Annotated in this window: 31 protein-coding genes; 26 read left to right on the top strand and 5 right to left on the bottom strand. The window is 50.2% G+C overall.

From position 1 onward, the window contains the following. The first annotated feature begins 28 nt into the window (after positions 1-28). The 13 genes from FZ040_RS03595 (at position 29) to FZ040_RS03535 (ending at position 9,288) form a co-directional block, all read left to right on the top strand. Positions 29-1,210, top strand: coding sequence for an MFS transporter (locus tag FZ040_RS03595; protein WP_255448720.1), 1,182 nt, complete (start codon positions 29-31; stop codon positions 1,208-1,210). A 56-nt stretch (positions 1,211-1,266) separates the two neighbouring features. After that, the gene (locus FZ040_RS03590; RefSeq protein WP_222930936.1) at positions 1,267-1,764 is read left to right on the top strand and encodes a cyclophilin-like fold protein; all 498 of its coding nucleotides are present in this window, start codon (positions 1,267-1,269) and stop codon (positions 1,762-1,764) included. A gap of 20 nt (positions 1,765-1,784) precedes the next feature. Next, positions 1,785-2,324: a flavodoxin family protein gene (locus tag FZ040_RS03585; protein ID WP_149170717.1), complete on the top strand. Its 540-nt coding sequence runs from the start codon at positions 1,785-1,787 to the stop codon at positions 2,322-2,324. 28 nt (positions 2,325-2,352) lie between these two features. Beyond that, entirely contained in the window at positions 2,353-3,651 is a 1,299-nt protein-coding gene (locus tag FZ040_RS03580; RefSeq protein ID WP_255448719.1) for a purple acid phosphatase family protein, read from the top strand. Positions 3,652-3,672: 21 nt separating this feature from the next. Continuing rightward, complete coding sequence (locus FZ040_RS03575) at positions 3,673-3,783, top strand: twin-arginine translocation signal domain-containing protein (RefSeq protein WP_149170715.1); 111 nt, start codon at positions 3,673-3,675, stop codon at positions 3,781-3,783. Next, entirely contained in the window at positions 3,780-4,373 is a 594-nt protein-coding gene (locus tag FZ040_RS03570) for a DUF362 domain-containing protein (RefSeq protein ID WP_255448718.1), read from the top strand. The genes FZ040_RS03575 and FZ040_RS03570 overlap by 4 nt, the downstream gene beginning before the upstream one ends. Positions 4,374-4,467: 94 nt before the next feature. Continuing rightward, the gene (locus FZ040_RS03565) at positions 4,468-5,277 is read left to right on the top strand and encodes a carboxymuconolactone decarboxylase family protein (protein ID WP_255448717.1); all 810 of its coding nucleotides are present in this window, start codon (positions 4,468-4,470) and stop codon (positions 5,275-5,277) included. Positions 5,278-5,297: 20 nt separating this feature from the next. Then, entirely contained in the window at positions 5,298-5,978 is a 681-nt protein-coding gene (locus FZ040_RS03560) for a flavodoxin family protein (RefSeq protein ID WP_149170713.1), read from the top strand. Positions 5,979-6,061: 83 nt separating this feature from the next. Next, positions 6,062-6,682: a flavodoxin gene (locus FZ040_RS03555; protein ID WP_149170712.1), complete on the top strand. Its 621-nt coding sequence runs from the start codon at positions 6,062-6,064 to the stop codon at positions 6,680-6,682. Beyond that, entirely contained in the window at positions 6,679-7,353 is a 675-nt protein-coding gene (locus tag FZ040_RS03550) for a hypothetical protein (RefSeq protein WP_074514582.1), read from the top strand. Before FZ040_RS03555 ends, FZ040_RS03550 begins: the two co-directional genes overlap by 4 nt. A gap of 24 nt (positions 7,354-7,377) precedes the next feature. Then, positions 7,378-7,854 (top strand): flavodoxin, encoded by a 477-nt coding sequence (locus FZ040_RS03545; RefSeq protein WP_033169338.1) that lies wholly within the window; start codon positions 7,378-7,380, stop codon positions 7,852-7,854. Between the two features lie 145 nt (positions 7,855-7,999). Continuing rightward, positions 8,000-8,779: a C39 family peptidase gene (locus tag FZ040_RS03540; RefSeq protein ID WP_255448716.1), complete on the top strand. Its 780-nt coding sequence runs from the start codon at positions 8,000-8,002 to the stop codon at positions 8,777-8,779. Between the two features lie 11 nt (positions 8,780-8,790). Continuing rightward, complete coding sequence (locus FZ040_RS03535; protein ID WP_014431082.1) at positions 8,791-9,288, top strand: SH3 domain-containing protein; 498 nt, start codon at positions 8,791-8,793, stop codon at positions 9,286-9,288. Between the two features lie 138 nt (positions 9,289-9,426). Here FZ040_RS03535 and FZ040_RS03530 read toward each other — a convergent pair whose 3' ends face one another. Beyond that, entirely contained in the window at positions 9,427-9,783 is a 357-nt protein-coding gene (locus tag FZ040_RS03530; protein ID WP_014431083.1) for a cupin domain-containing protein, read from the bottom strand. A 207-nt stretch (positions 9,784-9,990) separates the two neighbouring features. On the opposite strand from FZ040_RS03530, the gene FZ040_RS03525 reads away from it, so the two are divergent. The 3 genes from FZ040_RS03525 (at position 9,991) to FZ040_RS03515 (ending at position 12,072) form a co-directional block, all read left to right on the top strand. Continuing rightward, positions 9,991-10,422, top strand: coding sequence for an Rrf2 family transcriptional regulator (locus FZ040_RS03525; protein ID WP_074514579.1), 432 nt, complete (start codon positions 9,991-9,993; stop codon positions 10,420-10,422). A 6-nt stretch (positions 10,423-10,428) separates the two neighbouring features. Beyond that, on the top strand, positions 10,429-11,298 hold the full coding sequence (locus FZ040_RS03520) for a DUF5131 family protein (RefSeq protein ID WP_149170710.1): 870 nt from the start codon (positions 10,429-10,431) through the stop codon (positions 11,296-11,298). A gap of 489 nt (positions 11,299-11,787) precedes the next feature. Further along, on the top strand, positions 11,788-12,072 hold the full coding sequence (locus tag FZ040_RS03515) for an MBL fold metallo-hydrolase (RefSeq protein ID WP_222930935.1): 285 nt from the start codon (positions 11,788-11,790) through the stop codon (positions 12,070-12,072). Positions 12,073-12,197: 125 nt separating this feature from the next. Here the strand turns inward: FZ040_RS03515 and FZ040_RS03510 are convergent, their stop codons facing one another. The 3 genes from FZ040_RS03510 to FZ040_RS03500 all read right to left on the bottom strand — a co-directional run bounded on the left by FZ040_RS03510 (position 12,198) and on the right by FZ040_RS03500 (position 15,223). Next, positions 12,198-12,347: a phosphatase PAP2 family protein gene (locus FZ040_RS03510; RefSeq protein WP_149170709.1), complete on the bottom strand. Its 150-nt coding sequence runs from the start codon at positions 12,345-12,347 to the stop codon at positions 12,198-12,200. Between the two features lie 94 nt (positions 12,348-12,441). Next, complete coding sequence (locus tag FZ040_RS03505; protein WP_187620223.1) at positions 12,442-13,764, bottom strand: YkvI family membrane protein; 1,323 nt, start codon at positions 13,762-13,764, stop codon at positions 12,442-12,444. Between the two features lie 85 nt (positions 13,765-13,849). Further along, positions 13,850-15,223, bottom strand: coding sequence for a DUF389 domain-containing protein (locus FZ040_RS03500; RefSeq protein WP_149170708.1), 1,374 nt, complete (start codon positions 15,221-15,223; stop codon positions 13,850-13,852). A gap of 155 nt (positions 15,224-15,378) precedes the next feature. Here FZ040_RS03500 and FZ040_RS03495 point away from each other — a divergent pair, with 155 nt between their 5' ends. The 8 genes from FZ040_RS03495 (at position 15,379) to FZ040_RS14215 (ending at position 24,296) form a co-directional block, all read left to right on the top strand. Beyond that, on the top strand, positions 15,379-15,618 hold the full coding sequence (locus tag FZ040_RS03495; protein ID WP_369407135.1) for a helix-turn-helix domain-containing protein: 240 nt from the start codon (positions 15,379-15,381) through the stop codon (positions 15,616-15,618). A gap of 140 nt (positions 15,619-15,758) precedes the next feature. After that, positions 15,759-17,111 carry an ISL3 family transposase gene (locus FZ040_RS03490; RefSeq protein WP_187620222.1) on the top strand — a complete coding sequence of 451 codons (1,353 nt, stop codon included), beginning with the start codon at positions 15,759-15,761 and terminating at the stop codon, positions 17,109-17,111. 627 nt (positions 17,112-17,738) lie between these two features. Then, a complete protein-coding gene (tet(W), locus tag FZ040_RS03485; protein WP_149170707.1) occupies positions 17,739-19,658 on the top strand; it encodes a tetracycline resistance ribosomal protection protein Tet(W) in 1,920 nt (639 codons plus the stop codon). 50 nt (positions 19,659-19,708) lie between these two features. Further along, positions 19,709-20,044, top strand: a complete 336-nt coding sequence (locus tag FZ040_RS03480; RefSeq protein ID WP_439653900.1) for a class I SAM-dependent methyltransferase — start codon at positions 19,709-19,711, stop codon at positions 20,042-20,044. Positions 20,045-20,119: 75 nt separating this feature from the next. Beyond that, entirely contained in the window at positions 20,120-21,472 is a 1,353-nt protein-coding gene (locus FZ040_RS03475) for an ISL3 family transposase (RefSeq protein WP_187620222.1), read from the top strand. A 144-nt stretch (positions 21,473-21,616) separates the two neighbouring features. Then, a complete protein-coding gene (locus tag FZ040_RS03470; RefSeq protein WP_255448715.1) occupies positions 21,617-22,030 on the top strand; it encodes a pyridoxal-phosphate dependent enzyme in 414 nt (137 codons plus the stop codon). A 279-nt stretch (positions 22,031-22,309) separates the two neighbouring features. After that, positions 22,310-23,962, top strand: coding sequence for an FAD-dependent oxidoreductase (locus tag FZ040_RS03465; protein ID WP_149170705.1), 1,653 nt, complete (start codon positions 22,310-22,312; stop codon positions 23,960-23,962). Positions 23,963-24,170: 208 nt separating this feature from the next. After that, positions 24,171-24,296 carry a hypothetical protein gene (locus FZ040_RS14215; RefSeq protein ID WP_255448714.1) on the top strand — a complete coding sequence of 42 codons (126 nt, stop codon included), beginning with the start codon at positions 24,171-24,173 and terminating at the stop codon, positions 24,294-24,296. A 19-nt stretch (positions 24,297-24,315) separates the two neighbouring features. Here FZ040_RS14215 and FZ040_RS03460 read toward each other — a convergent pair whose 3' ends face one another. After that, the gene (locus FZ040_RS03460) at positions 24,316-25,245 is read right to left on the bottom strand and encodes a LysR family transcriptional regulator (RefSeq protein WP_149170704.1); all 930 of its coding nucleotides are present in this window, start codon (positions 25,243-25,245) and stop codon (positions 24,316-24,318) included. 142 nt (positions 25,246-25,387) lie between these two features. Here FZ040_RS03460 and FZ040_RS03455 point away from each other — a divergent pair, with 142 nt between their 5' ends. Continuing rightward, positions 25,388-26,179 (top strand): MBL fold metallo-hydrolase, encoded by a 792-nt coding sequence (locus tag FZ040_RS03455; protein ID WP_149170703.1) that lies wholly within the window; start codon positions 25,388-25,390, stop codon positions 26,177-26,179. Then, positions 26,142-26,393, top strand: a complete 252-nt coding sequence (locus FZ040_RS03450; protein ID WP_149170702.1) for a TetR/AcrR family transcriptional regulator — start codon at positions 26,142-26,144, stop codon at positions 26,391-26,393. The genes FZ040_RS03455 and FZ040_RS03450 overlap by 38 nt, the downstream gene beginning before the upstream one ends. Positions 26,394-26,683: the final 290 nt, after the last annotated feature.

Here is a 26,683-nt window from a genome sequence, read left to right as displayed (position 1 = left end):
AAGGCTTTTGCAAACTGGGGGTAATTTTTTGGAACGCAAGAATGTACTGCTGTTTATCCTGGCAGCTGGGGTGTTTGGTATCTTGAATACGGAAATGGGCTTTATAGGAATTTTGCCTTACATCGCCGAAGACTACGATGTGACCATTGTGCAGGCAGGGTGGCTTATCAGCCTGTTTGCTTTGGGCGTGGCGGTGGCAGGGCCCACCATGCCTCTTGTCATGTCCAGGTTTAATCGTAAGACTGTGATGGTATTTATCTTGGGGCTGTTTACATTATGCAATGTGGTGGCGGTCTTTGCAGAAGATTTCTATGTGCTGCTATTGGCGAGGGTCATACCTGCCTTTTTCCATCCCGTCTACTGTGCCATGGCGTTTTCGGTGGCGGCAGCATTGGCACGACCCGGCGAAGCACCAAAAGCGGTAGCAAAAATCAATGTTGGCGTTTCTGCCGGTATGGTGGCGGGAGTGCCCATCAGTAATTTCTTGGCGGAACAGATATCCCTGTCTGCCTCTATGACTTTTTTCGCCGTGGCAACTCTGTTGGTGCTCCTGGCCACCTTATGGCTGGTACCATCCATGCCTGCTAAGTCACGCATGAGCTATGGCAGCCAGCTGGCTGTGCTGAAAAAGCCACAATTGTGGGCGTCTATTATGGCAGTGGTGTTTTTGAACGGCTCGATTTTTGGCGTATTCAATTATCTGGCTGATTTTCTGTCTGTGGTCTCCGGGGTAACACCCGCTCTGGTCAGTTTATTGCTTCTTGTTTATGGGCTGTGCAATATTCTGGGCAGTTTGTTGGCGGGAAATCTTCTGACCATACGCCCCTTGTCTGTGGTTAAGGCATTTCCTTTAGCTACGGCTATGCTGTATGGGGTTATGCTTGGCGGTGGCAGTGTCTGGCCTTTTATGGGAGTTTTGGTAGTTATGTGGGGCATCTTGGGTGGTATCAATGGCAATATAAACCAGTATTGGATAACCAAGGCAGCTCCCGAGGCCCCGGACTTTGCCAATGGTCTCTTTCTTACTGCGGCCAATATCGGCTGTGTTTTGGGGACAACAGTTGGCGGCTGGTTTATAGAGGGATGGGGAACTGAATATGTAGTGTTGGCTGGCCTTGTGCTTTGCGGTGCAGCAGCTCTGGTTGTATGGGGGCAGTGCCTGATGATGAAAAGTGCGTCTGGTTTGCGTATACAGGCTCAAAAAGTATAATAATTCCTTGACTTGGAGTTTGCTCCAGGTGTTAGAGTGGAAAAGGGGGAGAGACAATGGGCAAGCTTTGGTTTATAGCTGCATTGATGGCAGTGCTTTGTGTATCCGGCTGTAGTGCAGAAAGCAGCGTGGCAGGGCAGAAAAATGCATCGGCTGTGACGGCCAAATCTTTAGAACCAGCAGAGGCTAAGGGGGCGGTCACATTAGCTAACAAAATAAAGCTGAATATTTCTCAGCAGGAGTATACGGCGGTTTTGGAAGATAATCCGGCAACCAGGCAGCTTATGGCAAAATTCCCCATGACTTTGGAGATGGAAGAGCTTAATGGCAACGAAAAGTATTACCAGTTTGCTGAAGGTTTTCCTGCCAATGATGAAGATATAGGCCAGATTCATGCCGGGGACATCATGCTCTTTGCCAGCCATTATGTGGTGATATTCTATAAGGACTTCCCGAGTCAATATCGCTATACCAGGCTGGGGCATATCGATAATCCCAAAGGCTTGGCCGAAGCATTGGGGTCGGGCAAAGCAGTGGTGAGTTTTCGGAAATGATTGTGTATGGAGGAGAGCGTATGAGCAAGAATGTATTAGTGATTTCCACGAGCCTGCGGAAAAACAGCAATTCAGAACAGCTGGCGGCAGCGTTTGCTGATGGAGCCAGAGAGGCGGGGCATGAGGTAGAGGTGCTGTCCCTGCGTGATAAAACCTTGGGCTTTTGCCGTGGCTGTCTTGCCTGCCAGAAAACTTTTCAGTGTGTAATCAAAGATGATGCCAACGATATTGTTGAGAAGATGGGCAAGGCCGATGTACTGGTATTTGCGACACCCATCTATTACTACGAAATGTGCGGTCAGCTGAAGACGCTTTTGGATAGGGCGAATCCTCTGTTTCCGACAGAGTATGCATTCAGGGAGATTTATCTTTTGGCCACTGCTGCTGATGAAGATGCAAGTGCTGTAGATGGTGCCCGTAAGGGGCTGGAAGGCTGGGTAACATGTTTCCAAAAAGCCCGCTTAACGGATGTGCTGTTTTGTGGTGGCGTGACGGATGCGGGAGACATTGCTGGAAACACGGCTTTGACAAAAGCTAAAAAACTGGGAACCAGTTTGTAATTATGAAATGTTTCAGAAAGGTTTAGGTATGAACAAAACCAACCATATATTGACACGCCGCAATTTCTTAAAGGCTCTTATCGGTGGCGGACTGCTCTTAGGTGGCGGAGTCTTTCTTGGGAAAGGGACATGGTATCGGCAAGTGGCCAATGGCATGCGAAATCTGACCAATGACCTAGATTTTCAGTGTCTTCGCCAAGTCATTGCTGCTGACCCTGCATCGGCCAGCACCATTATGTGGCAGTCAGGCAGTACCCTTTCCAGTCCCAAGGTGGAATATCGACTTCAGGGGCAGGAGGAAACAGAGGCCGTCCCTGCCAGTGAGGATTTCTTTACAGATGATGGTGTGACGAACTGCCAATATGTGGCAAAGCTTGCAGGGCTGGCACCAGCTACGGCCTATGAGTACCGCCTGGTTTCCGAAAACTCCGCTAGTCAGTGGCAGCCTTTGCATACGGCAGGGGAGGAAGGTTTTCAGTGCCTAATCTTCCCGGATTCCCAGTCCAGCGATTACAGTGATTGGGAGCATTTGGCCCAGGAGGCGGCATGGCGTAATCCTGAGGCGGCCTTTTTCGTCAATATGGGAGATATCGTGGACAATGGCGAGGACCATACCCAATGGCAGGCCTGGTTTCACGCGGTAGATGGCATTGTAAACCGCATGCCCTTTGTGCCTGTTATGGGCAATCACGAAACTTATAAACAGAATTGGAAGGTACGTCTGCCGGAGGCCTATCTCAAGTACTTTGCTGTACCGGAAAACGGGAGTCGTGATTTTGCCCGCTACTACTATTCCTTTGACTATGGCCCGGTGCATTTCATGGTGCTGAACAGCCAATGGGATGAAACGGAGGATTTCAAGTCCGGGCTCAAGGAGGAGCAGATAGAGTGGCTTAGGAAGGATGCTCAGCAAAGCACTAAGCAGTGGAAAATCGTGCTGATTCACAAGGATGTTCTGCAATACCGCATTCACAACCGCCCCGAGCGGCAGGAAGGAATTTCCGATGTAGGAGAAGCCTTTATGCCTCTCTTTGAGGAATTGGGCATTGACATTGTGTTTTCGGCTCATCTGCACACTTACCGCAATCGCGGTCATATTCGCGGGAACCATCATGACAGCAAGGGGCCCCTCTATATCCTTACAGGGGTGGCAGGGAACGTGCGTTATCCGGGACTTTGGATAGACCATGCATTGGATGAGCGGGTTGCTCCACAGCCGGAGACAGACAATTACCTTACTATGGATGTGACGAAAGAGCGTATTGTCATCAAATGTTTCCTGCCGGACGGGCAGGAAATAGACCAGGTGGAAGTGGCAAAGAAGTAATAAGGGAAAGGTGGCAAGGCTATGGAAAAGCGAATGTCCAGACGAAAATTTGTTAAATTGGCCGGGGCAGCTCTGGCCGTTGTAGCACTGCCATGCTGCCGGTGCCTGGGGGTAAGTGGTTCCAGGAAATGAGCGTGGGTCAGAATATGCTGAACTACGATTCCCTGCTGACACTGACCCATTTCAAGGGGCATGCCATGGGAGGTTTTGGCGGCTCCAACAAGAATTTGGGCATTGGCTGTGCCGATGGTCGCATTGGCAAGAAAATGATTCACAGCGGTGACAGCGGCCAGCAGTGGGGCATCGTGCAGGAAGAGTTTATGGAACGTATGACCGAGTCCACCAAGGCCACGGTAAATCACTTTGCCGGGAAAATCGCCTTTATCAATGTTTTGCGGAATATGAGTGTGGACTGCGATTGTGCAGGTACCGGGGCCAAGCCCGTGGTAACTCCCGATGTGGGCATTGTGGCTTCTCTGGATATTCTGGCTGCCGACCAGGCTAGCGTGGATTTGGTCTATGCCCTGCCAGAAGAAAGCAAGCATGACTTGGTGGAGCGGATGGAATTCCGCCATAGCATGCGTCAGCTTACCTATATGAAAGAAATGGGTATGGGCAATGACCGTTACCAGCTTGTAGATATTGATAATAGCGATAAGATAATCGATGCACAGACAGCAGTCCAGGGGATTAAAGGTACCTGGGCTGGCGAAAAAATCTGATGTGTGTGTTATGAAAGACAGGAAGTTCCTGGCGGCAGGACTGGCCGCTGGCTTATTATGGAGCAGCAGTTTTTTTACATGGGAGGCAACAGTTATGGCAAACAGTGCAGGTAATCAGAAAGCCGTGAAGGTAGTACAGACTGCAGGAAGGCAGCAGTTGGGGGATTTTGCCCCGGACTTTGCCCGTTATAATGATGATATTCTCTTTGGAGAGGTCTGGTCGAAAAATGATGTGCTGTCTCTCCATGACCGCAGCATCGTGACGGTTTCGGCATTGGTGGCCAGCGGCATGACGGACAGCTCTTTGAAATATCATCTGCAGTCAGCGAAGAAGAACGGTGTTACCCGTGAGGAAATGGCTGAGGTTATCACCCAGTTGGGATTTTATGCTGGCTGGCCCAAGGCCTGGGCGGCGTTCAATCTGGCCAAGGAAGTGTATAACGAGCCAGCTGCCCAGAATACAGAGACTAAAGGAAGCGATCCTATGGATTTGGAAACCATCAAAGAAACCAGCCTGTTCCCCGTTGGCGGTGAAAATGTCAACTATGCCCAGTATTTTGACGGCAAGAGTTATCTGAATATGATTTCCCTCGACCAGGTCGTGATTGGCAATGTGACCTTTGAGCCGGGCTGCCGCAACCATTGGCATATCCATCATGCCGACAAAGGCGGCGGGCAGATGCTGCTGGTCACTGCCGGCCGTGGCTGGTATCAGGAATGGGGCAAGCCTGCTCAGGAATTGAAGGTGGGAGATGTCGTGCATATCCCCGCAGGTGTCAAGCACTGGCATGGCGTCGCCAAGGACTCCGCCTTCCAGCATATCGCCATCGAGGTGCCGGGGGAAAATACTTCCAATGAGTGGTGTGAGCCGGTGGAGGAAAAGGAGTATAACAAGTTGCCCTGAAAATATAAGGATTGATGTGTATGAACAGACGGGAGTTTTTGAAAGTCAGCGGCATGGGGGCGGTAACCTTCTTTTTGACAGGCTGCGGTCTGTCGGCCCTGACTGGCGATGAGTCAAAAGCAAATGTTGTCCCGGAAAAGGGCAGCATATCAGGAGGCACGAAAATGAAAATTGTGGTAATCACCAGCAGTCCCCATCCGAAAAATGAATCAACATCTATTTATCTGGCTGACCGGTTTACGGATGGAGCCAGAAGTGCCGGACACGAGGTCTTTACCTTTGATGCGGCCAATGAGGAAACGCACCCTTGCCGTGGCTGCGACAAATGCGGTATGGACGGTCCGTGCATTTTTAAGGATGCCATTGAAAACGCGTTGATGCCCAAGATGCTGGAGGCAGACTTAATTGTGTTGACCACACCGCTTTATTACTTTGGCATGTCGGCTCAGTTAAAGACGATTATCGATAGGTTCTATTCCCGGACCGAAAAGCTCCATGGCAAGAAATCCATCATGATAGCCACAGCTTACAATAGTGCCGATTGGACGATGGAAGCATTGGTCAATCACTATAATACGCTGGTGCGTTACATGGAATGGCAGGATGTGGGGCAGGTGATGGCTACAGGCTGCGGTGCCCGCTCCCTGGTGGAAAAATCCCAGTTTGCCGATATTGCCTACAAAATCGGAGCGAATCTCTAACGAGGCTTGACTTAGAGTTGGCTTTAAGTGATAGAGTTTATCCATAAGTGTTGATGTAAGCTGACTGGAAAGGAGCAAGATGTATGAAGAAATTATGGATTGCCTGTTTGTCTATGCTGATGGTACTGGGGCTGATGGGCTGCGGTGCAGATAATGGCAAGGCTGAGGAAAAGGCTCCGCCAACGAAAACTGTGGCACAGGCGGCTGATAATAATGCAACGGGAGATAAGATCTTAGTCGCGTATTTTTCCGCGACGGGCAACACGAAGCAACTGGCGGAGAACACCGCCAAGGCGCTGGGCGCAGATTTGTATGAAATTCGGCCGGAATCCCCCTATACGGCCGAAGACCTGAATTACAATGACGAAACCACCAGAGCCACGGTGGAGCAGAAGAACGACAGCGCCCGCCCTAAGCTGGCCGATAAGAATGCTCCTATTGCGGGCTACAAGACCATTATCCTGGCCTATCCCATCTGGTGGGCCCAGGCTCCCCGCATCATGGATACCTTCGTGGAAAGCTATGACTTTACAGGCAAGAATATGACGGCTATCTGCACCTCCGGCGGCAGCGATATTGGCAGCAGTGCAGATTACCTGGCCAGGATTACCAAAGGCAAGGCCAACTGGAAACCGGGCAAGTTATTCAGCCCGCAGGCTGGCGCCGATGAAATCAAAGCCTGGTACAATGGCTTAGGCCTATGAATTACCGGAGCATAAATCGGCGCATGGCCGTAACGGCGCTTTTGCCGTTGCTGTTTGTGCTGACCATGAGTTTTCACTATATCCCCAAGCTGCTGCATGAAATCATAGGCGTAGTCTGGTTCCTGCTGGCAGGCGTTCATCTCTATCAGAATCGTCACTGGCTGAAAAGCTTGCGGCAGGGCAAATGGAATTTTCGGCGGGCTTTGGGCACGGTCATTGATATATTGCTGATTGCCGTGGTGCTGGTGACTGTGTTTGCCGGTCTTGGCATATCCAACTTCCTGCTGAAAGATATCATGCCGCTGGAAATCCAGCGCAGCATTGTCATTCATCAGTATCATGTGTCCCTGCCCTATGCCCTGCTGATTTTATGCGGCCTCCATTGGGGGCTGCATTTCAAAGGCTGGCTGGGGCAGTGGCAAAAGGTCTTTGACTGGAAACTATCTGCTGTGGCTAAACGGACAGTTGTGGCAGCTTTGAGTCTGGCGGCGCTCAGTGCAGGGATTTATGCGTCCTTCCTGAACCGCATCGGTGACCGCCTATTGATGAAACATATCTTTGCCACGGCAGCTACCAACGAACCGGCGGTCATCTATGTACTGTTGCTTTGCGGAACCATCGGACTTTATGTTTTGCTCGGAGCCGCATTGCAGCGCTATCTAAAAGCATGAACATTTGATATTGGAGGTAATCACATGAGTAAGAAATTAGTAGCTTATTTTTCCGCCAGCGGTGTGACGGCAAAGGCTGCCAAGAACCTTGCCGAGGCGGCTGGGGCAGATTTGTTTGAAATCAAGCCGGAAGTGCCCTATACCCAGGCTGATTTGGATTGGCATGATAAAAATTCCCGCAGCTCCGTGGAGATGCGGGATAGTAAATCTCGTCCGCAGATTGCGGCAGGTGACGCCAGGATTGCGGACTATGATGTGATATTTGTGGGCTTTCCCATCTGGTGGTATGTGGCGCCCACCATCATTAACACATTCCTGGAAAGCTATGATTTTGCCGGCAAGACCATTATTCTCTTCGCCACCTCCGGCGGCAGCGGCTTTGGCAAGGCCGTGGAAGGACTGAAAGGAAGCGTGGCAGACAGTACCGCTATCCGGGAAGGCAAGCTGCTGAATGGGAATCCTTCGGTTGCTGACCTTAAAAACTGGGTGGAGAGCTTATAAGCGTGACAAGCATCAGGCAATGTGCATGAAATATGTGCATTGCCTTTTGTCGTTGAGGAGGCAGGTAATTGGACGGTGAAAATTGAATTATACAATCGGAAGATGGAGTTCAAAAGCGTATAAGTGGAATAGGAGCGTGGTGGATATGAGGAAATTTTTTCGCATGAGAGCAAAACTGGCTTTATCATTGGCATGTATGCTATGTTTTACGGCCTCCACGACTATGGCAGAAGAGAAGGTGATTCCCTATCCGGCTGGGCTTGATACGGTTACAGAAGGTGCTTCATCTGCTCCAGCCGAAATAAATCATAAGAATTCACCGTATTTTACAAAAATGGATTTCTACAACATGGAAAGTATCCCGGGACGCCGTATTGTACTTTCCCACTATAAGACCTATCAACAGGCAAGAGAGTATACCTGTGGCCCTGCCGTTGCCTTGACCGTGCTTTATTGGTATGGGAACAGGGATTATGATGAAATGAGCTTGACAAAGGCCATGAAAACCCAGGGGTATCCAATCGGTACCGGGCTTAGAAATATGGTTGGATTCTTTAAAGGAATCGGCTGGGAGGTGCGCAGCAGCCTGAACAGCGATAAGCTTAGCCGCTATGAGGATTTCCGTACCTTTATCCTGGAATCGCTGGCTCAGGGGAAACCGGTACTGGTGGAAAATATAGAGTGGGGCGGTCATTGGCGGGCTATTATTGGCTATGACAACATGGGAACGAAGTCAATGCTGGATGATATGCTTATTTTTGCAGATCCTTACGATACTTGTGACCATAAACAGGACGGATATACCGCTGGCAATGCTACAAAATTCTACTCCATGTGGTTTGACCATTCCATGCTGCCCAAGAAGGAGCGCTATCAACCTTGGATTATAGCTTATCCGAAGGACGCTGATACTGTAGGAAAATAAGGGGATTGATTATGAATAAGATGAAAAGAATATGGTTCTATGTATTCCTGGTTTGTCTGTTGATTGTGCCCAATTATACTGTCGCATCTACGGGGGCAACGAATACGGATGGTGGTATGTATGTTGTCAACTGTGAAAGCTGGATAAGCCTTCGGGCATATGCATCTACAGATGCTCCCGTCATCGCGAAGATACCACTTGGAGATATGGTGAATATTATTGATGACAATGATCCCTGCTATCAAAAGATGATATTTGCCCATGTCCGCTATCATGGGAATACGGGTTATGCATTATACAGCTATCTGACTCCTCATTGCACGTTATACCGTGTGGCCAACTGTAACGAGTGGATAAGCCTGCGTTCAGCACCGTCCGCGGATGCAGCGGTGATTACCCGTATTCCGCTAGGGGAATACGTTCGCTTTGTCAAAGCAGGCAGCAACGGGTACTACTATGTTTACTACAAAGGAAATCTGGGTTATGCACTGGCTGAGTATCTTTCATAAGTCGTGAAACTGGTGGTTTCCTTAGCGTGCAATATACAGCTAAAGGCGTAGTGAAATACTAATAGCAAAAGCCATCAATAAGGCAGATATCTCAATCTGTGCTTATTGATGGCTTTTGCTATCTGATAACGGTTAATCTTACTGTTCTACTTCAGCATCGTCTGCAGTATATTCCTCCAGGGAATTTTCTCGCACCTGAATGCAGATGAAGCTGATGCCTTCATTGGCAGCCGCCGAGAATTGACGCCGCGCAGCCGGGGCAATGCGCAGCCAATCGCCAGCTGCGAGTTCTACGGTCTGCCCGTCAATCACAGCTGTGCCCTTACCGGCCGTGACGAAATAAATCTCCTCGTTTTTCTTGTGGTAGTGTACAAAGGGAACACCGGCTCCGGCGGGCAGGTTGTTGACGCTGATCTCTGCCCCCGTCAGATTCAATTTGTCATGCAGCTCAGTTCTTGCATCGCTTGCCACACTGATTTTGTTGAAATTTGCCATTTGATTTTCCTCCAATGAGTTTGTGTTGTAATGATATCGATTACAATAAGATGATAACATCGCTTTGATGTAATGTCAATGGTTACAATGGAAAAATTTGCGGCACATGCTTTCCTAATTGTCATAGGTTGCTGGAGGGTTTTGGTTGACATTTTACAGATGATGTAATATCGTATGGTACAACGACTACATAACGGAGGTTTTTGCATGCAGTTTTCTTTTCGTTTGCCAGTCGCGACACATATATTGCTTTGTATCGAGCGATTCAAGGATGAGTACAAGGCTACTTCCACCTTTTTGGCCAGCAGTGTCAATGTCAACCCGGTCATTATCCGGAAAACATTGGGCCAGCTCAAAGCTGCCGGACTGGTGGATGTGGCAGCAGGTGTCGGTGGGGCAAAGTTGACAAAAAGCCCGGAAGACATCACCTTGTGGGATGTCTTCCAGGCTGTGGAAGAGGACGAGGATCTATTTCACTTTCAGGAGAATCCCAATCCGAAGTGCCCGGTGGGCAGGAATATCCATGGGGTGTTAGGGGACAGACTCGAAGAGGTCAGACAGCATATGCTGGCCGATTTCAAGAAAGTCACCATTGCCGATTTATTGGCGTCTATCGAGGCGAAAGAAGCGGCAGAGTGAGAAATTATGCATGACATCTGGAATCCATGGCATGGCTGCAGGAAAATCAGCCCCGGCTGTGCCAACTGTTATATGTATACGCTGGATAAGCAAAGAGGCAAAGATGGCGCTGTCATTTATCGTACGGAAAATTTTGCCTATCCGCTGCAGAAAGACCGTTACGGCAGTTATAAGATAAAGAGCGGCGAGCTTATCCGCGTGTGCATGACTTCGGATTTTTTTCTGGAAGAGGCGGACAAATGGCGGGACGAGGCATGGGAAATCATGCGGCAGAGGCCGGATGTCATTTTCTATCTGCTGACCAAGCGCCCGGAACGGGTGGCGGACTGTCTGCCCCGGGACTTTGGCAGCGGCTGGGAGAATATCTGGTTCAATGTCACCTGCGAGAATCAAAAAATGACCGATAAAAGATTACCCTTGCTTAGGGATTTGCCCTTCAAGCACAAAGGTGTTATGTGCGCCCCCTTGATTGGTGCCGTAAGTTTGAAGCCCTATCTAGAGGATGGTTTCATAGAGCAGGTTATCTGCGGCGGCGAAAACTATGAAGGGTCACGGCCTTGCAATTATGATTGGGTCCTGGCTTTGCATGAAGAGTGTCAGGCAGCCAATGTCTCCTTTTCCTTCATCGAAATAGGTTCGTATTTTATTAAGGACGGCAAGCATTATCGCTTGAACAGCAAGCAGAAACAGGCGGAGCAGGCATTTAAGGCAGGTTTGAATTTTAAGGGCAAGCCCATGCATTTTGACCTGCGGTATGCCATTGGCATTCCGGTAACGTCAGAGGATTGCTATAGAGCCGCTTATGACGGTCCGCATTGCCATGCCTGCGGCAGCAGGTTGATATGCAATGGATGCAGCCATTGCGGCAAGTGCTGATAATTATTCACAAAATCCCCTTGCTTAATATTGGGCTTTTAGCCGATAAAAGTAGCAGTTTGACGAGTCAATTTGCCCCGTCGAATTGCTGTTCATATATACGTTGATTTTGCCAGTAATCAGTATGTTTTTTGACATGTGAAAAATTCAGTGGTGATCACAGGACATCATCCATAGAGATTACGAACAGAAAACTGGCATTTCATTTAATTTGATGCTGGTTTTCTGTTGTCCGGAGACAGTATGTATGGGGGGCAGAATGATATTGAGTCTATGGAGCGAATAATAATCTTGTAGGTGCAATAATCTGACCGATGGAAAAGACACTTGTACTGTAGAAAATTATGATGTTGTACCATGCAACTCAGGATGACTTATGGGCACTGCCATATCGAAAAAACTTGACACTTACCCTTAATGTAGAAGAGTTGCCAAAAGCATTGCAAGTTTGCTAAGATAATAGTGCTAAAGTTTGGCGGTTTTGAGCTGATGCTTGGCGAAAAAGGCCAGTACAATATGGCCTGGCATGCCATCCATATGCTGCCAGAGGAAACCGCCCAGGCCGCATCGGATGTAGGGGCGAAAATGCTGCTGCCAGCCCATGGTGGCAAGTTCGCCCTTTCCCGTCATCCCTGGCAGGAACCTTACCGGGAACTGACCCGCTTTAGCCAGGGGCGGGGGTATAAACTGCTGACCCCGGAAATCGGGGAGGCGGCTTATCTTGACGGTGGCAAAAAGCAGAACTTTGCGTCCTGGTGGGAGAATATGAAATAAAAGAAGAGGCTATTGCATGTAAGTGATATGCTCACACATGCAATAGCCTCTTTACGTGTGTCTGCTTTAAGGGAACTTAGCACGGGTAGACGAACCCCAGGGAGTTGCTGAAAATTTTCGTGAGGTTATTTCCGGTCAAAGATGGTGCTGCGCAAGTGCCAGGTCAGGCAGCTGCCAACAAAGGCTACGATTATGCCACCTACTACATCGCTGGGGTAGTGGACACCTGCATATAGACGGGAAAAGGCCATGATGACCGCGAAAGCTTCGTCCATAAATTACCTCGCTTGGTGTACTGTGTCCAAAAGACATGTTCGCCCATTATCGTTCATTTATGGGTTTATTGTCAATGAGAAAAGACACCGTGCATTATTCCTTTTTTTCTTTCTTTAAGGGCGAGCCCTCCATGGACAAATTCTCCTTGGCGTAAGCTTGCAGGTCATCATGATTTTCCACAACATCTTCTACATAGGCTTTGATGTCTTTTTTGAGGCCTTCCGTATCAGCCGCAGACATTTCCCCGAGTTTTTGGAATGTCTGTTTGTTTTGGCGGGTAAACTCATAATCGTCGTCGTATTTGCGGAACAGCAGGCGGATCATCTTGCGGCGCAGGAATTTTTCCCGAATGATATTGTCCCTCTCCTGAATCCAGGCAACGGACAGCACCGCCAAAACCAGGAATCCCATATAGCCCAGCAGGGGATACATCCAGGATACCAGCTTGGTGAAACCGCCGAAGCTGCAGATATAGCCCAAGATTACAATGCCAATGATATAACGATGCATTTTGCGTACATCATCACCGGCGAAACGGCGGGCGGTGGCGTAATAAAGACTGAAGGCCGTGTTGAAAATCAAGGCAAAGATGACCAGCGCATAGGCAAAGGCAAACAGAGGATGGATGTGGTTGACAATCATGAGCATGGGGATTTCGGCATCCTTGACCATGTCCAGATTGGCAAAGAGGGCCAGTGCCGCGCAGGTAACGATAACGCCGATGATCACGCCGCCTAAGGCACCGCCTTTTTCTGCATCGCTGATGCGGATGACGGAGCCGCCGAGCACCAATGCCATGGAAACGCCATTCATCACGCAGAGGGCAAAATAATTCATCACCGACAGGTAGATATTCGGCATAACAGGTTCCATGGTGTCTGCCACCGCATTGAGCGCCGTAAAATCATAGGTTTTTCCAGCAAAGGTGTAGGCCGTTACCACCAGGATCATCAAAATGATAAGGGGGGTAAAGATTCCCAGCACCCGTGTGATTTTGTTGAAATCCATAAAGGAGATGACAATGATCAGCAGGGAGCAGAGCAAAGCTCCTGACCAGCTGGGCAGCCCGAACTGCTGCTGTAAATTGGCCCCGGCACCAGCCACCATGACAAAGCCGACAACAAAACAGGAAATGATCAACGTAACGTCAATGATGCGATTGATGACGGGATGGGCGATTTGTTCCAGCACTTCCTGATGGTTGCTGGATTGATAATGCGAACCAAGCGTCACAATAATCCGGCCAAAGATGACATTCAGCAAGCCGAGGGCAATCACACCCCAGATCCCTGCTTGTCCGAAACTCAAAAAGTATTGCAGCATATCCTGGCCGGAAGAAAGCCCTGCTCCCACCAAAACGCCCACATAGGCCATGGCTATGGATAAGGCTTCCTTACTGATACGCAAAAAATTCATGGAATCACCTCGTATAGCAAAAAATGAAAAACATATAAATATAAATTGATTTATACTCAAATGACCTGGGATACTCCATAATGTATTAATCTGTTTCTGGTGTAATTCGCAGGATAAAACTTACGGGAAGTTCAGCTTCAGCATTTAGCCATTTTTGCAAGCGGGCTTGTTCGTCTTCGGTAAGTGGTGATTTGCATGTAATGACGGCCAGGAATCCTGTGGGGATGATTTGGCCATCCTTGTTTTCCGTGGCAACGGTGGCTCCTTCAACGCCGGTGAAGGAGGGGAACAGGATAGGGGCTTTTTCCCGTATGCTGGCCAGCAGCTTTTGGTCGGCCTCGAATCGCTGGTAGGCGGGGCTGTAACGCATGCTCAGTTCCTTGTACTTGCGCAAATCTTCCTGGGTCTTGGCAAGGCTGGCTCCGCCAGCGGCGTTCCACTGGGTGTTGATGAGGTTTTGGACATCCTCAGCGCGGACGGTGCCGGACAGATCGTTCTGAATGATATGCAGGTTCCAGTCTGCAAAATGGGAATAAGTCTGCAGATTTTTTTCCAGTTCGGCCTGTTCTTCATCGGTAACCGTCCGGCCGATAAGAGTCAGATCCAGTTTTTTCTCCTGGGGATTCAGATGAAAGGCGACGACCTGCGGGTTTCCTTGCTGGAAATTGCTTTCGATATAGGCTTTGACCTGAGCATGTTCCAGATTGTTGCGGATGCTCTGGTAGGCCATATACATGCTGGGCAGGATGATGAGCACGCCCAACAGGGAGAGCAGCCAGCGCTGGCGGCGGAAAACTTGCTCGGATACATAGGTCTTGGCAGGAATCTTGATGAATTTCAGCACGATAAAGGTGGTCAGGCAGATGAAGAAACTGTTGATAAAGAAGAGGTAGAGCGCGCCAAAGAAGAACTTGGGCGAATAGGTGGCCAGTCCATAGCCTGCCGTGCACAAGGGCGGCATCAGGGCGGTGGCGATAGCTACGCCGGGAATCACATTGCTCTTTTCGATGCGGGTGCTGCCGATGATGCCGGCCAGGCCGCCAAAGATGGCGATAAGCACGTCCCAGATGGTCGGCTCCGTGCGGGCTAGAAGTTCTGTGGAAGCGGTGTCAATGGGGGAGAGGGTAAAATATACCGCTGAGGTCAGGACGGAGAGACTGACCTGAAACACGAGCTTCAGGAAGGATTCCCGGACATAAGCGCTGTCATAAGTAGCCATGCCATAGCCTAGGGACATGATGACCCCCATCAGGGGCGAGATCAGCATGGCACCGATGATGACGGCGGTGCTGTTCATGTTCAGACCAATCGAGGCAATGAAAATGGCAAGAATCAGGATGCACATGTTTGTGCCTTTGAGGGTGCCGCCGCTATAGATGCGCGCCGCGATTTCTTCCAAGGGAGCGCGGTCCTTTTCCAGGTCAAAGATATTGGCGGCGACGGTTTTGAGGGTATTCATAGATATTCCTCCTTCGATGGCCGTTGCGTGTCTCAAACGCCGTATAGCTCCTTTATGAAATACCTTCTGGGAACGAAAAATGGAACGTTCGCTTCTCCATAACTTCGTGATACAGGCTAGATTTCCTGCTGTCCAATTGATTGCTTTAAAGTAAAATAGAGGACGGGAAGATTGGCCAAAGCTTTGAGCACTTTGTCAATTCGCTGATTGATAACATCTTGGCCGATTGTGAGACATCAGCCCTTTCCCGTGAGAAACGCATCGCCAAGATACGCATCATGGACACACGAGGCATCTTCCAGCTGAAAGGCAGCATTGAGCAGGTGGCAGAGCGCCTGGGGGTAAATAAGGTTACGGTATACAGTTATCTGGATGAGGTTCGCGGTAAACGCTGAGCCTTATTTTATAAAATCCATATATAAATGAGGCTTCTCCCATAACTGTGGGTAAGCCAGCATGAAAAAAGAAATCACTTGCACGCTCTGCTATAGTAGAAGCTGCTAAACAAACTGCCTTCGCAAAGGAGTCCGTGCAAGTGATTTCTACTTCTACTCTAGCCAGGATTTTCTGTGATGTCAACCACTCGGTTGTGGAGGACATCAACCTGCACCAGCATTCGGATGGAACGAAGTGCATCATCATCGATCTACGCCCGTACAAACGGGAGCAGCATCTCTGCCCCGTCTGCGGAAAACGTTGCCCCGGATACGACCATGCGCAACCTCAGCCGCGTCTGTGGCGTGCCCTGGACAACCACGGCATTCTCGTCTACCTTCGCTACCGCCTGCCGCGCGTCTTCTGCCCCGAGCACGGCGTTCATGCCGCCAGCGTGTCGTGGGCCTTCCCGCGCTCTCAATTCACGAAGACGTTCGACATGGTGGTGACGTGGATGACCCTCCAGCTGAGCAAGAGCGCCGTTGCCTCGTACATGCGCATCAAGTGGGACACCGTCGGACGTTGCGTCCATCGCGCGCACCAGTACCTCGAGCCGGACATCAGCAAGCGCCTCGACGGGCTTGTTAGCATCGGCATCGACGAGACCAGCTACCGCAAGGGACACAAGTACATCACCATCGTCGTGAACCACGAGACGAACACCGTCGTGTGGGCTGGCGAGGGCTACGGGAAAGACGTCCTCGCCCGGTTCATGGAGAGCCTGACGGAAGAGCAACGCGCATCCATCAAGACCGTGACGGCGGACGGCGCACAATGGATTACAGCGTGCGTCGAGAAGTACCTGCCGAATGCCACGCGCTGCATCGACTCCTTCCATGTCGTGGAATGGAGCATGGACGCACTCGACAAGGTGCGGCGCGAGGCGTGGCGCACTGCGCAGGCGAGAGTGCGGGAGCTCGGCAAGAACAGCAAGGGACGTCCGAAAAAGGACGACGCCCATGCCGCCGAGCTCGCGGCTGCCCGCAAGGAAGCGAAAGAAATCAAGGGCTCGACCTTTGCTCTCGGCAAAGCGCCGGAGAACCTGACGGAGAGCCAGCAGCGCAAGCTGGAGATGATCCAGAACCACGACAACCGGCTCTACCGCAGCTATCTGCTCAAGGAAGACCTGCGGCTCCTGTTGAAGATGACGGATGTCGAAGAAGCAGAGCACGCGCTCCACAAGTGGGTTCAATGGGCGAGGCATTGCCGCATCCCGGAGTTCGTGGAGCTCCAGCGCAAGATCATGCGCCACAAGGACCACATCCTGAACACCATCCAAGAGCAGGTCAGCAACGCCAGAGTGGAATCGATGAACAACAAAATCAAGCTGATTATCCGGCGTGCGTACGGCTTCCGAAACATCCAGAACATGATTGATTTGGTCATGCTCGGATGTTCCAACATTGTCGTACCATTGCCGAATCGTCCTCGAACCGCAATTCATGCGGCTTGAGACACTGTTGATACTAAATTTTCACCCACACTTACGGGTGAAGAGCCACCAAAAGATAAGCATTGTGGGAAAATCTAAACTTTTGGATTTTCCTACAATGCCAACTACGGCGGAATCCCTCCCACTCCTTATATCTTTCTGTATACATTGAATTTGTATTTAGTAAAATGCAGACAACACCACGGATCGGCTTTTGGTTGGACAATTCCAACCAAACACCACAGCAGACAGCAGAAAACATTCTGAACGCTAGGAAGCCGGTATGATTGTTACATATAAGGGGAAGAAAAATTTCTTTTAGGTACTTGCTTTCCTAAAACTGATGTGATACAATGATTTAATCCAGAAAAGGAGTAAAAAATATGCGGCAAGGTATTCTTAAATAAAACTATAATCAAATAGTGGGAACAAAGGATTATGATAGCTCCTTTTGTAGGGGCTTAGTTTTTTGTACCCAATTTAAGAATACTTTTGCCTTATCAATTTTGACATATCCCCAAAAACAGCAATCACAAACAGGTGTATGCTGTATATGTGTATGTCCGCAACTTATAATCCCCAGTGGTAAAAGTATTTTACTGCTGGGGATTTTTATGCCCTTTGGGGCTGTAAAGGGAGGACAATCACATGAAAATAATCAATATTGGAATTCTTGCCCATGTAGACGCTGGAAAGACGACCTTGACGGAGAGCCTGCTATATGCCAGCGGAGCCATTTCAGAACCGGGGAGCGTCGAAAAAGGGACAACGAGGACGGACACCATGTTTTTGGAGCGGCAGCGTGGGATTACCATTCAAGCGGCAGTCACTTCCTTCCAGTGGCACAGATGTAAAGTTAACATTGTGGATACGCCCGGCCACATGGATTTTTTGGCGGAGGTGTACCGCTCTTTGGCTGTTTTAGATGGGGCCATCTTGGTGATCTCCGCTAAAGATGGCGTGCAGGCCCAGACCCGTATTCTGTTCCATGCCCTGCGGAAAATGAACATTCCCACCGTTATCTTTATCAACAAGATCGACCAGGCTGGCGTTGATTTGCAGAGCGTGATTCAGTCTGTTCGGGATAAGCTCTCCGCCGATATTATCATCAAGCAGACGGTGTCGCTGTCCCCGGAAATAGTCCTGGAGGAAAATACCGACATAGAAGCATGGGATGCGGTCATCGAAAATAACGATGAATTATTGGAAAAGTATATCGCAGGAGAACCAATCAGCCGGGAAAAACTTGCGCGGGAGGAACAGCAGCGGGTTCAAGACGCCTCCCTGTTCCCAGTCTATCATGGCAGCGCCAAAAATGGCCTTGGCATTCAACCGTTGATGGATGCGGTGACAGGGCTGTTCCAACCGATTGGGGAACAGGGGGGCGCCGCCCTATGCGGCAGCGTTTTCAAGGTTGAGTACACCGATTGCGGCCAGCGGCGTGTCTATCTACGGTTATACAGCGGAACGCTGCGCCTGCGGGATACGGTGGCCCTGGCCGGGAGAGAAAAGCTGAAAATCACAGAGATGCGTATTCCATCCAAAGGGGAAATTGTTCGGACAGACACCGCTTATCAGGGTGAAATTGTTATCCTTCCCAGCGACAGCGTGAGGTTAAACGATGTATTAGGGGACCAAACCCGGCTCCCTCGTAAAAGGTGGCGCGAGGACCCCCTCCCCATGCTGCGGACGACGATTGCGCCGAAAACGGCAGCGCAAAGAGAACGGCTGCTGGACGCTCTTACGCAACTTGCGGATACTGACCCGCTTTTGCGTTGCGAAGTGGATTCCATCACCCATGAGATCATTCTTTCTTTTTTGGGCCGGGTGCAGTTGGAGGTTGTTTCCGCTTTGCTGTCGGAAAAATACAAGCTTGAAACAGTGGTAAAGGAACCCTCCGTCATTTATATGGAGCGGCCGCTCAAAGCAGCCAGCCACACCATCCATATCGAGGTGCCGCCCAACCCGTTTTGGGCATCCATAGGACTGTCTGTTACACCACTCTCGCTTGGCTCCGGTGTACAATACGAGAGCCGGGTTTCGCTGGGATACTTGAACCAGAGTTTTCAAAACGCTGTCAGGGATGGTATCCGTTACGGGCTGGAGCAGGGCTTGTTCGGCTGGAACGTAACGGACTGTAAGATTTGCTTTGAATACGGGCTTTATTACAGTCCGGTCAGCACGCCGGCGGACTTCCGCTCATTGGCCCCGATTGTATTGGAACAGGCATTGAAGGAATCGGGGACGCAGCTGCTGGAACCTTATCTCTCCTTCATCCTCTATGCGCCCCAGGAATACCTTTCCAGGGCTTATCATGATGCACCGAAATACTGTGCCACCATCGAAACGGCCCAGGTAAAAAAGGATGAAGTTGTCTTTACTGGCGAGATTCCCGCCCGCTGTATACAGGCATACCGTACTGATCTGGCCTTTTACACCAACGGGCGGAGCGTATGCCTTACAGAGCTGAAAGGATATCAGGCCGCTGTCGGTCAGCCGGTCATCCAGCCCCGCCGTCCAAACAGCCGCCTGGACAAGGTGCGCCATATGTTTCAGAAGGTAATGTAAAGATACATAATCGTCAAGACGGCAACAATCAGAAGTTATGGAGGGTAACAATGGAATATAGTAAGGAAGATTTAATGGAAGCAAAAAAGCAAATTTGGGGAGTGGGAGAGAACATGGGAACAGAGGAAAGTAAAAAAATCTGGGAGGAGAACGCACAATTTTGGGATAATGCAATGGGTGACGAATCTAATGAATTTCACAGAGAGGTAGTGCGTCCCAAAGTAACGGAACTTCTATCTCCTAATCCTGCGGATTACATTTTGGATATTGCGTGTGGCAATGGAAATTATTCTTCGTATCTTGCACAAAGAGGCGCTTCGGTTGTCGCTTTTGATTACAGCAAAAAAATGGAGGCTTCTCCCATAACTGTGGGTAAGCCAGCATGAAAAAAGAAATCACTTGCACGCTCTGCTATAGTAGAAGCTGCTAAACAAACTGCCTTCGCAAAGGAGTCCGTGCAAGTGATTTCTACTTCTACTCTAGCCAGGATTTTCTGTGATGTCAACCACTCGGTTGTGGAGGACATCAACCTGCACCAGCATTCGGATGGAACGAAGTGCATCATCATCGATCTACGCCCGTACAAACGGGAGCAGCATCTCTGCCCCGTCTGCGGAAAACGTTGCCCCGGATACGACCATGCGCAACCTCAGCCGCGTCTGTGGCGTGCCCTGGACAACCACGGCATTCTCGTCTACCTTCGCTACCGCCTGCCGCGCGTCTTCTGCCCCGAGCACGGCGTTCATGCCGCCAGCGTGTCGTGGGCCTTCCCGCGCTCTCAATTCACGAAGACGTTCGACATGGTGGTGACGTGGATGACCCTCCAGCTGAGCAAGAGCGCCGTTGCCTCGTACATGCGCATCAAGTGGGACACCGTCGGACGTTGCGTCCATCGCGCGCACCAGTACCTCGAGCCGGACATCAGCAAGCGCCTCGACGGGCTTGTTAGCATCGGCATCGACGAGACCAGCTACCGCAAGGGACACAAGTACATCACCATCGTCGTGAACCACGAGACGAACACCGTCGTGTGGGCTGGCGAGGGCTACGGGAAAGACGTCCTCGCCCGGTTCATGGAGAGCCTGACGGAAGAGCAACGCGCATCCATCAAGACCGTGACGGCGGACGGCGCACAATGGATTACAGCGTGCGTCGAGAAGTACCTGCCGAATGCCACGCGCTGCATCGACTCCTTCCATGTCGTGGAATGGAGCATGGACGCACTCGACAAGGTGCGGCGCGAGGCGTGGCGCACTGCGCAGGCGAGAGTGCGGGAGCTCGGCAAGAACAGCAAGGGACGTCCGAAAAAGGACGACGCCCATGCCGCCGAGCTCGCGGCTGCCCGCAAGGAAGCGAAAGAAATCAAGGGCTCGACCTTTGCTCTCGGCAAAGCGCCGGAGAACCTGACGGAGAGCCAGCAGCGCAAGCTGGAGATGATCCAGAACCACGACAACCGGCTCTACCGCAGCTATCTGCTCAAGGAAGACCTGCGGCTCCTGTTGAAGATGACGGATGTCGAAGAAGCAGAGCACGCGCTCCACAAGTGGGTTCAATGGGCGAGGCATTGCCGCATCCCGGAGTTCGTGGAGCTCCAGCGCAAGATCATGCGCCACAAGGACCACATCCTGAACACCATCCAAGAGCAGGTCAGCAACGCCAGAGTGGAATCGATGAACAACAAAATCAAGCTGATTATCCGGCGTGCGTACGGCTTCCGAAACATCCAGAACATGATTGATTTGGTCATGCTCGGATGTTCCAACATTGTCGTACCATTGCCGAATCGTCCTCGAACCGCAATTCATGCGGCTTGAGACACTGTTGATACTAAATTTTCACCCACACTTACGGGTGAAGAGCCATATAAATTTTTATATAGATATAAAATATTATTCAACAAGGAGGAAGTATCATACGAAATGCTGAACCAGTAGGGGGAAAGGCTATGGGGCATCAAAATGAAATATGTATGCAGCAAATGCGGTCATGAAGAAGAGATTCAGACCTTGAAGGCAAAATGTGATTGCGGCGGTTTGTGGAAGCTGGACTACTATATGCCCACTCTTTCCTTCAAGGACCGGGGCGCTGCCGTATTGGTGGCCTATATGAAATGGCTGGGGATCAAACATGCCGTTCAGGATAGCAGCGGCAATGCCGGTAATAGTGTGGCGGCTTATGCTGGCCGCGTGGGCATAGATTGCGAAATCTTCGTTCCCGAGGGAACCTCCGACAAAAAGATCCGGATGATTGAAGCACATGGCGCTAAGGCAAACGTGGTTCCCGGTAATCGGGACCATTGTTGCGAGGAGCATGGACGTACCTGCGATGCCCTGATCTCCATGTGCGGGGCTGGGCTGAAGTCTGACCACTAAAGATAGTGAATGAAATCCCCTTAAGTGAGCACTTTTTCAAGGGCTTGCGTAAGGGAATTTTTGACTTATTTGCAGAAAGACTTGCAAAATGCAGGTAGTAGCGGTATGACATAGCAAGTACATATAAAAAAATATCAAAACTCTGGGCCAATGCGGGTCTAGGGAATCCAGCAAACCTTGCACGGATATGTAAAAGTGATTGAATCACGAACGATTATCCGGTAAATTGCTATAATCATAATAACATCGAGAAATTGATATTCGTTTGGAGGTATGATTATGGCAAAATATATCGTAGTTGGCGGCGTGGCAGGCGGTGCTACGGCAGCTGCCCGTCTGCGGCGGCTGGACGAAGGGGCAGAAATCATTCTGGTGGAGCGTGGCGGCGATATTTCCTTTGCCAATTGCGGCCTGCCCTATTATGTAGGGGGCGTTATTCCTCGGCAGGAAGATTTGCTGGTGATGACACCGGCAAAATTCCGCGGGCTTTTTCATGTGGATGTGCGGGTGCAGAGCGAAGTCATAAAGGTGGATACGGCAGCCCGCCAGGTAATCATTCGCCATGGGGAGGAAGAATATCCGGAAAGCTATGATGCCCTGTTGCTGTCTCCAGGTGCCCAGCCCCTGCGGCCGCCGATTCCGGGCATCGACCATGAACGCATTGTAACCCTGCGCAATGTACCAGATGCTGCGGTCTTGAAGAAGCTGGCCGGGGATTATCCTCAGGGGCGTGCCGTGGTGGTCGGCGGCGGTTTCATCGGCGTGGAGGCGGCGGAGAATCTGCAGGCCCAGGGCCTGTCCGTGACATTGGTGGAAGCAGCACCCCATATTCTGGCTCCTTTTGATACGGATATGGCAGCTCTGGCAGAAGCAGAACTGCGTCAGAATGGCGTGAAGCTGCTATTGGAGCAGGGCGTACAGGAATTCCTTCATCATGAGGATGGCACCATTGGCGTTAAAATTCCTCAGGAAGTGCTGACGGCTGATTTTGTGGTGCTGGCCATCGGCGTGCGCCCGGATACGGTATTCCTGCAGGACAGCGGTATCAAGCTGGGAGAGCGAGGGCATATTTTAGTTGATGAATATATGCAGACCAGTGCCCCGGCAGTCTTTGCCGTAGGTGATGCGGTGATGACCTTTGACGGCCTGACGGGAAAGAAGGCGGCGCTGCCTTTGGCTGGTCCCGCCAACCGTCAGGGGCGGCTGGCCGCTGACAATATTGCTGGCAAAAAACGCAAGTATGCCGGTGTGGTGGGTAGTTCAGTGCTCAAGGTCTTTTCTTTGACTGCTGCCGCCACTGGCAAAAACGAGCGGGCCTTGCAGAAGGCGGGGCTGGTTTATGGCAAAGACTATCGTTATACCATCACCTATCCCAATGACCATGCGTCCTATTATCCCCAGGCGGAGCCCTTCGCCCTGAAGGTGCTGTTCAGCCTGCAGGATGGCAAGGTCCTTGGTGCCCAGGCAATTGGTAAAAAGGGTGTGGACAAGCGGATTGATGTATTGGCTGCTGTTTTGCGTTTAGGCGGCACGGTGTATGATTTGGAAGATTTGGAGCTTGCCTATGCGCCACCCTTCTCTTCAGCCAAAGACCCGGTGAATATGGCCGGATACTATGGCGATAACATCCTGCAGGGCCTGACCAATCCCCTGCTGCCGGCGGAACTGGCGGCAGAACAGGAACGGGGGGCATTGATCATCGATGTGCGTCCGCCGGAAATGTTTGCGGCAGGCCATGTAGAGGGAGCAATCAATATCCCGGCGGCAAAAATGCGGGAACAGCTGGATAAGCTGGATAAAAAACGTCCTCTGGTGGTCATCTGCAAAATTGGCATGAACGGATATTTCATGGAACGCATGCTGAAGCAGTCAGGCTTTGAGGTTCGCAATATGATGGGTGGTTTCACCTATCTGCAGGGAATCTTGCCCTAAACGACAACAAAGAGGATTGACATGTCAATGCTTTGCTGTTAATATACTATCCATATATTGGTCACCGGAGGACAGAGTGCCGTAGCACGGGGGATAGCAGGATTTCCTGCAGGCCGCCTGTCGGATAAGGTGTCGGGTGAGCCCGGATTCTGTATTAAATGCAGAACCCGGGCCTTTTTTGTATGCCCGGGCTGCTGAAGGAGATTGTATGCATTCAGAAATCTTTTCGAAAATGCCGCCGATAGCCAGCCTCTTCAGCGGTATCTTGGCCCTGTTTCTCTACCGGAACAGTCAGTCTGATTTGACCAGGAAGCTGCTGATCAGTCATTCCTGAGAAAACGGTGTAGTCCGAGCTAAACTAATGGGAAAAAGCTAGGTAAAACGATGTGTTTGCCGCTTGCTGGCAGCCAATCCAAGATAAACTGACGGAATTTCTTGCTGGCAGTTGTGGGCAGAGTGTATTTATCCGTGATAAGGTAAACACTCTGTCCTTTTTCTGTGCCTTCACCCAAAGGGCGAAGAACGATATCCTCATGGGTATTTAAAACTGCTGCATAATCGTAGCCGATGTTGATGGCGTGATTCTGAGCCACCAGTTCCGTGATGATTGATTCATCTGCTGTTTCGCCAAGAATCTTTACATTCAGCCCTGGCAGGAGAATGTGCCGATCAATGTTATCCCGGAAACATTGATAAGCCCGGCCTTTGCTGATGATGGTTTCTCCATCCAAATCGGCATAGCATAGTTCTTGTTTGGCGGCCAGGGGATGGTTTTTATGGAGGCGGACACAGTATCGAGAAAAGAATAGCTCATCACCCTGGAAACGGCTGTTGTCCAAAGGGCCTGTCACTATGGCGAAATTGCATTTCTTGGCGGCAAGGCCGTCGAGGGCAGCATCATCTGTGGTATCCACAACGCTGAGGATAATATCGGGGTGGGCCGCATGGAAGTCCAGCAGGAAATTGGCACCCAGGTAGGCCAGGATATGGTCAAGGGCATAAATGGTAACGACGCTTTTTGACTGGGAGGCCAGGGGATTCATGCCCTCGATATAGCGATAATCATCCAAAAGACGCTGGGCATGGGGAAGCAGTGTGGTGGCATAATCCGTTGGTTCCAGACCGCGTGGTGTGCGGGTAAAAAGAACTTGACCAAGCTCTTTTTCCAACTGGCGGATGATTTTGCTGATGCCCTGACGGCTGACATATAGTTTATCAGCCGCAGCTTGAATATTGCGGCTGCGATAGGCCTCGATGAAGTATTCCAGCTGTTTTTGATTCATGGAAAACACCTCCTGGTTTTAGTTTACCGCAACAGAATGGTTGCGGCAAGTGCCGAAGCATTTGCTTGTTGACGGATTATTCGATTGTTAGAATAGCAGTAAGAGATAAGTCAGCAATCTATATGTGAGAGGAGTTTTTAACATGAAATTGACACAGATACGTAATGCCACCAACCGTTTGGAATTTGCCGGCAAGACCTTTTTGATTGACCCATGGCTGTCACCCAAACATGTGCTGTCGTTTGTTGACATACCGGGGATGCCCTTCCATGTGCCAGATCCTGTAAAGGAGAACATGGCTATGCCATTTTATGACCTGCCCATGTCCGTGGAAGAAATATTGCAGGGGGTTGATTATTATGTGGTAACGCATATTCATCCGGATCACATTGATATGGCAATGGATGGCACAGTGGGGGCTCCCTTAGACAAAGATGTACCAGTCATCTGTCAAAATGAGGAAGATGCAGCTGTTTTCGAGAAATCTGGCTTTAGGAAGATTATCGTCCTTTCCCGTGAGGGGATGGATTTTGGTGCGGCAAGGCTGACGCAGGTGCCTGCTCGTCATGGAACTGTAGTTCCTTGTGGTGAAGCCATGGGGATCATGTTTACCTCCCCTAAGGAGAAAACGTTCTATCTGGCTGGGGATACAGTTTGGTATCCTGAAGTGCAGGAAAATATTCGCAAATTCAACCCGGAGGTTATTGCCCTTAACTGTTCCGCTGCTGAATTGGTAGAAAATGGCCGTTTGATTATGAATGATGAGGACGTTTGGTCTGTGGCCATGGAAGCACCTCAGGCTAGACTTTATCTTACGCATTTGGATAATGTTGCTCACGCTACCATTACCCGTCATACGATGCGTTCCCTGCTCATGGCCCGTCATGTGGGAAATTATGATATGCCTGGCGATGGCGAAAGCCTTTGCTATTAAGCAATATTGGTTTAGGAAGAAGCGTCTCCATAGAATACCTGCCCTGGGAGGCAATTCGCCTGCGGAGGTCAGCAAGCAAACCTTCTATCACTACTACAAGGATAAGTACGAGCTGGCCAACGAAATATACGCCCAGTTTACCCAGCAGGGGATTATCGAGCCAGAGAAAATACAAACCGAGGATGACTGGCGGGATATGTACCCATATTTTTGATGAAGGTAAAAACTACAGAACACCATATGAGGTCCATTTTGAGAAAGTATTGCACTTAGCTTGACAATCCGCCTGACAATGAAAAATATTACTGTAGTCTTCAGCTGGTTCGTTTTGAGGGAACACCGCCATCAAAAAAATATTTATGCTTATAAGAATCCTGCAGGTGCATGTTGCGGCGTGGAATCCAAAGGAGCGTGCTTTTGGGGGTGTCAAACTTTACAGAAGCCCTGCGATTGTTGACGTATGATAGGTAAGGGTGTAAAATTATCACTTAAAATATTGGGCTC

It is taken from the genome of Pseudoselenomonas ruminis (assembly GCF_008271295.1).
In the GTDB taxonomy this organism is placed as follows: Bacteria; Bacillota; Negativicutes; order Selenomonadales; family Selenomonadaceae; genus Selenomonas_A; species Selenomonas_A ruminis.
This window is presented reverse-complemented; position numbering and strand designations above follow the sequence as displayed.

Excerpts from the sequence above, each read along its gene's own strand:
- FZ040_RS03590 (WP_222930936.1), top strand. The coding sequence starts at position 1,267 with ATGGGCAAGCTTTGGTTTATAGCTGCATTGATGGCAGTGCTTTGTGTA.
- FZ040_RS03585 (WP_149170717.1), top strand. The coding sequence starts at position 1,785 with ATGAGCAAGAATGTATTAGTGATTTCCACGAGCCTGCGGAAAAACAGC.
- FZ040_RS03580 (WP_255448719.1), top strand. The coding sequence starts at position 2,353 with ATGAACAAAACCAACCATATATTGACACGCCGCAATTTCTTAAAGGCT.
- FZ040_RS03575 (WP_149170715.1), top strand. The coding sequence starts at position 3,673 with ATGGAAAAGCGAATGTCCAGACGAAAATTTGTTAAATTGGCCGGGGCA.
- FZ040_RS03570 (WP_255448718.1), top strand. The coding sequence starts at position 3,780 with ATGAGCGTGGGTCAGAATATGCTGAACTACGATTCCCTGCTGACACTG.
- FZ040_RS03565 (WP_255448717.1), top strand. The coding sequence starts at position 4,468 with ATGGCAAACAGTGCAGGTAATCAGAAAGCCGTGAAGGTAGTACAGACT.
- FZ040_RS03560 (WP_149170713.1), top strand. The coding sequence starts at position 5,298 with ATGAACAGACGGGAGTTTTTGAAAGTCAGCGGCATGGGGGCGGTAACC.
- FZ040_RS03555 (WP_149170712.1), top strand. The coding sequence starts at position 6,062 with ATGAAGAAATTATGGATTGCCTGTTTGTCTATGCTGATGGTACTGGGG.
- FZ040_RS03550 (WP_074514582.1), top strand. The coding sequence starts at position 6,679 with ATGAATTACCGGAGCATAAATCGGCGCATGGCCGTAACGGCGCTTTTG.
- FZ040_RS03545 (WP_033169338.1), top strand. The coding sequence starts at position 7,378 with ATGAGTAAGAAATTAGTAGCTTATTTTTCCGCCAGCGGTGTGACGGCA.
- FZ040_RS03540 (WP_255448716.1), top strand. The coding sequence starts at position 8,000 with ATGAGGAAATTTTTTCGCATGAGAGCAAAACTGGCTTTATCATTGGCA.
- FZ040_RS03535 (WP_014431082.1), top strand. The coding sequence starts at position 8,791 with ATGAATAAGATGAAAAGAATATGGTTCTATGTATTCCTGGTTTGTCTG.
- FZ040_RS03530 (WP_014431083.1), bottom strand. The coding sequence starts at position 9,783 with ATGGCAAATTTCAACAAAATCAGTGTGGCAAGCGATGCAAGAACTGAG.
- FZ040_RS03525 (WP_074514579.1), top strand. The coding sequence starts at position 9,991 with ATGCAGTTTTCTTTTCGTTTGCCAGTCGCGACACATATATTGCTTTGT.
- FZ040_RS03520 (WP_149170710.1), top strand. The coding sequence starts at position 10,429 with ATGCATGACATCTGGAATCCATGGCATGGCTGCAGGAAAATCAGCCCC.
- FZ040_RS03515 (WP_222930935.1), top strand. The coding sequence starts at position 11,788 with ATGCTTGGCGAAAAAGGCCAGTACAATATGGCCTGGCATGCCATCCAT.
- FZ040_RS03510 (WP_149170709.1), bottom strand. The coding sequence starts at position 12,347 with ATGGACGAAGCTTTCGCGGTCATCATGGCCTTTTCCCGTCTATATGCA.
- FZ040_RS03505 (WP_187620223.1), bottom strand. The coding sequence starts at position 13,764 with ATGAATTTTTTGCGTATCAGTAAGGAAGCCTTATCCATAGCCATGGCC.
- FZ040_RS03500 (WP_149170708.1), bottom strand. The coding sequence starts at position 15,223 with ATGAATACCCTCAAAACCGTCGCCGCCAATATCTTTGACCTGGAAAAG.
- FZ040_RS03480 (WP_439653900.1), top strand. The coding sequence starts at position 19,709 with ATGGAATATAGTAAGGAAGATTTAATGGAAGCAAAAAAGCAAATTTGG.
- FZ040_RS03470 (WP_255448715.1), top strand. The coding sequence starts at position 21,617 with ATGAAATATGTATGCAGCAAATGCGGTCATGAAGAAGAGATTCAGACC.
- FZ040_RS03465 (WP_149170705.1), top strand. The coding sequence starts at position 22,310 with ATGGCAAAATATATCGTAGTTGGCGGCGTGGCAGGCGGTGCTACGGCA.
- FZ040_RS14215 (WP_255448714.1), top strand. The coding sequence starts at position 24,171 with ATGCATTCAGAAATCTTTTCGAAAATGCCGCCGATAGCCAGCCTCTTC.
- FZ040_RS03460 (WP_149170704.1), bottom strand. The coding sequence starts at position 25,245 with ATGAATCAAAAACAGCTGGAATACTTCATCGAGGCCTATCGCAGCCGC.
- FZ040_RS03455 (WP_149170703.1), top strand. The coding sequence starts at position 25,388 with ATGAAATTGACACAGATACGTAATGCCACCAACCGTTTGGAATTTGCC.
- FZ040_RS03450 (WP_149170702.1), top strand. The coding sequence starts at position 26,142 with ATGATATGCCTGGCGATGGCGAAAGCCTTTGCTATTAAGCAATATTGG.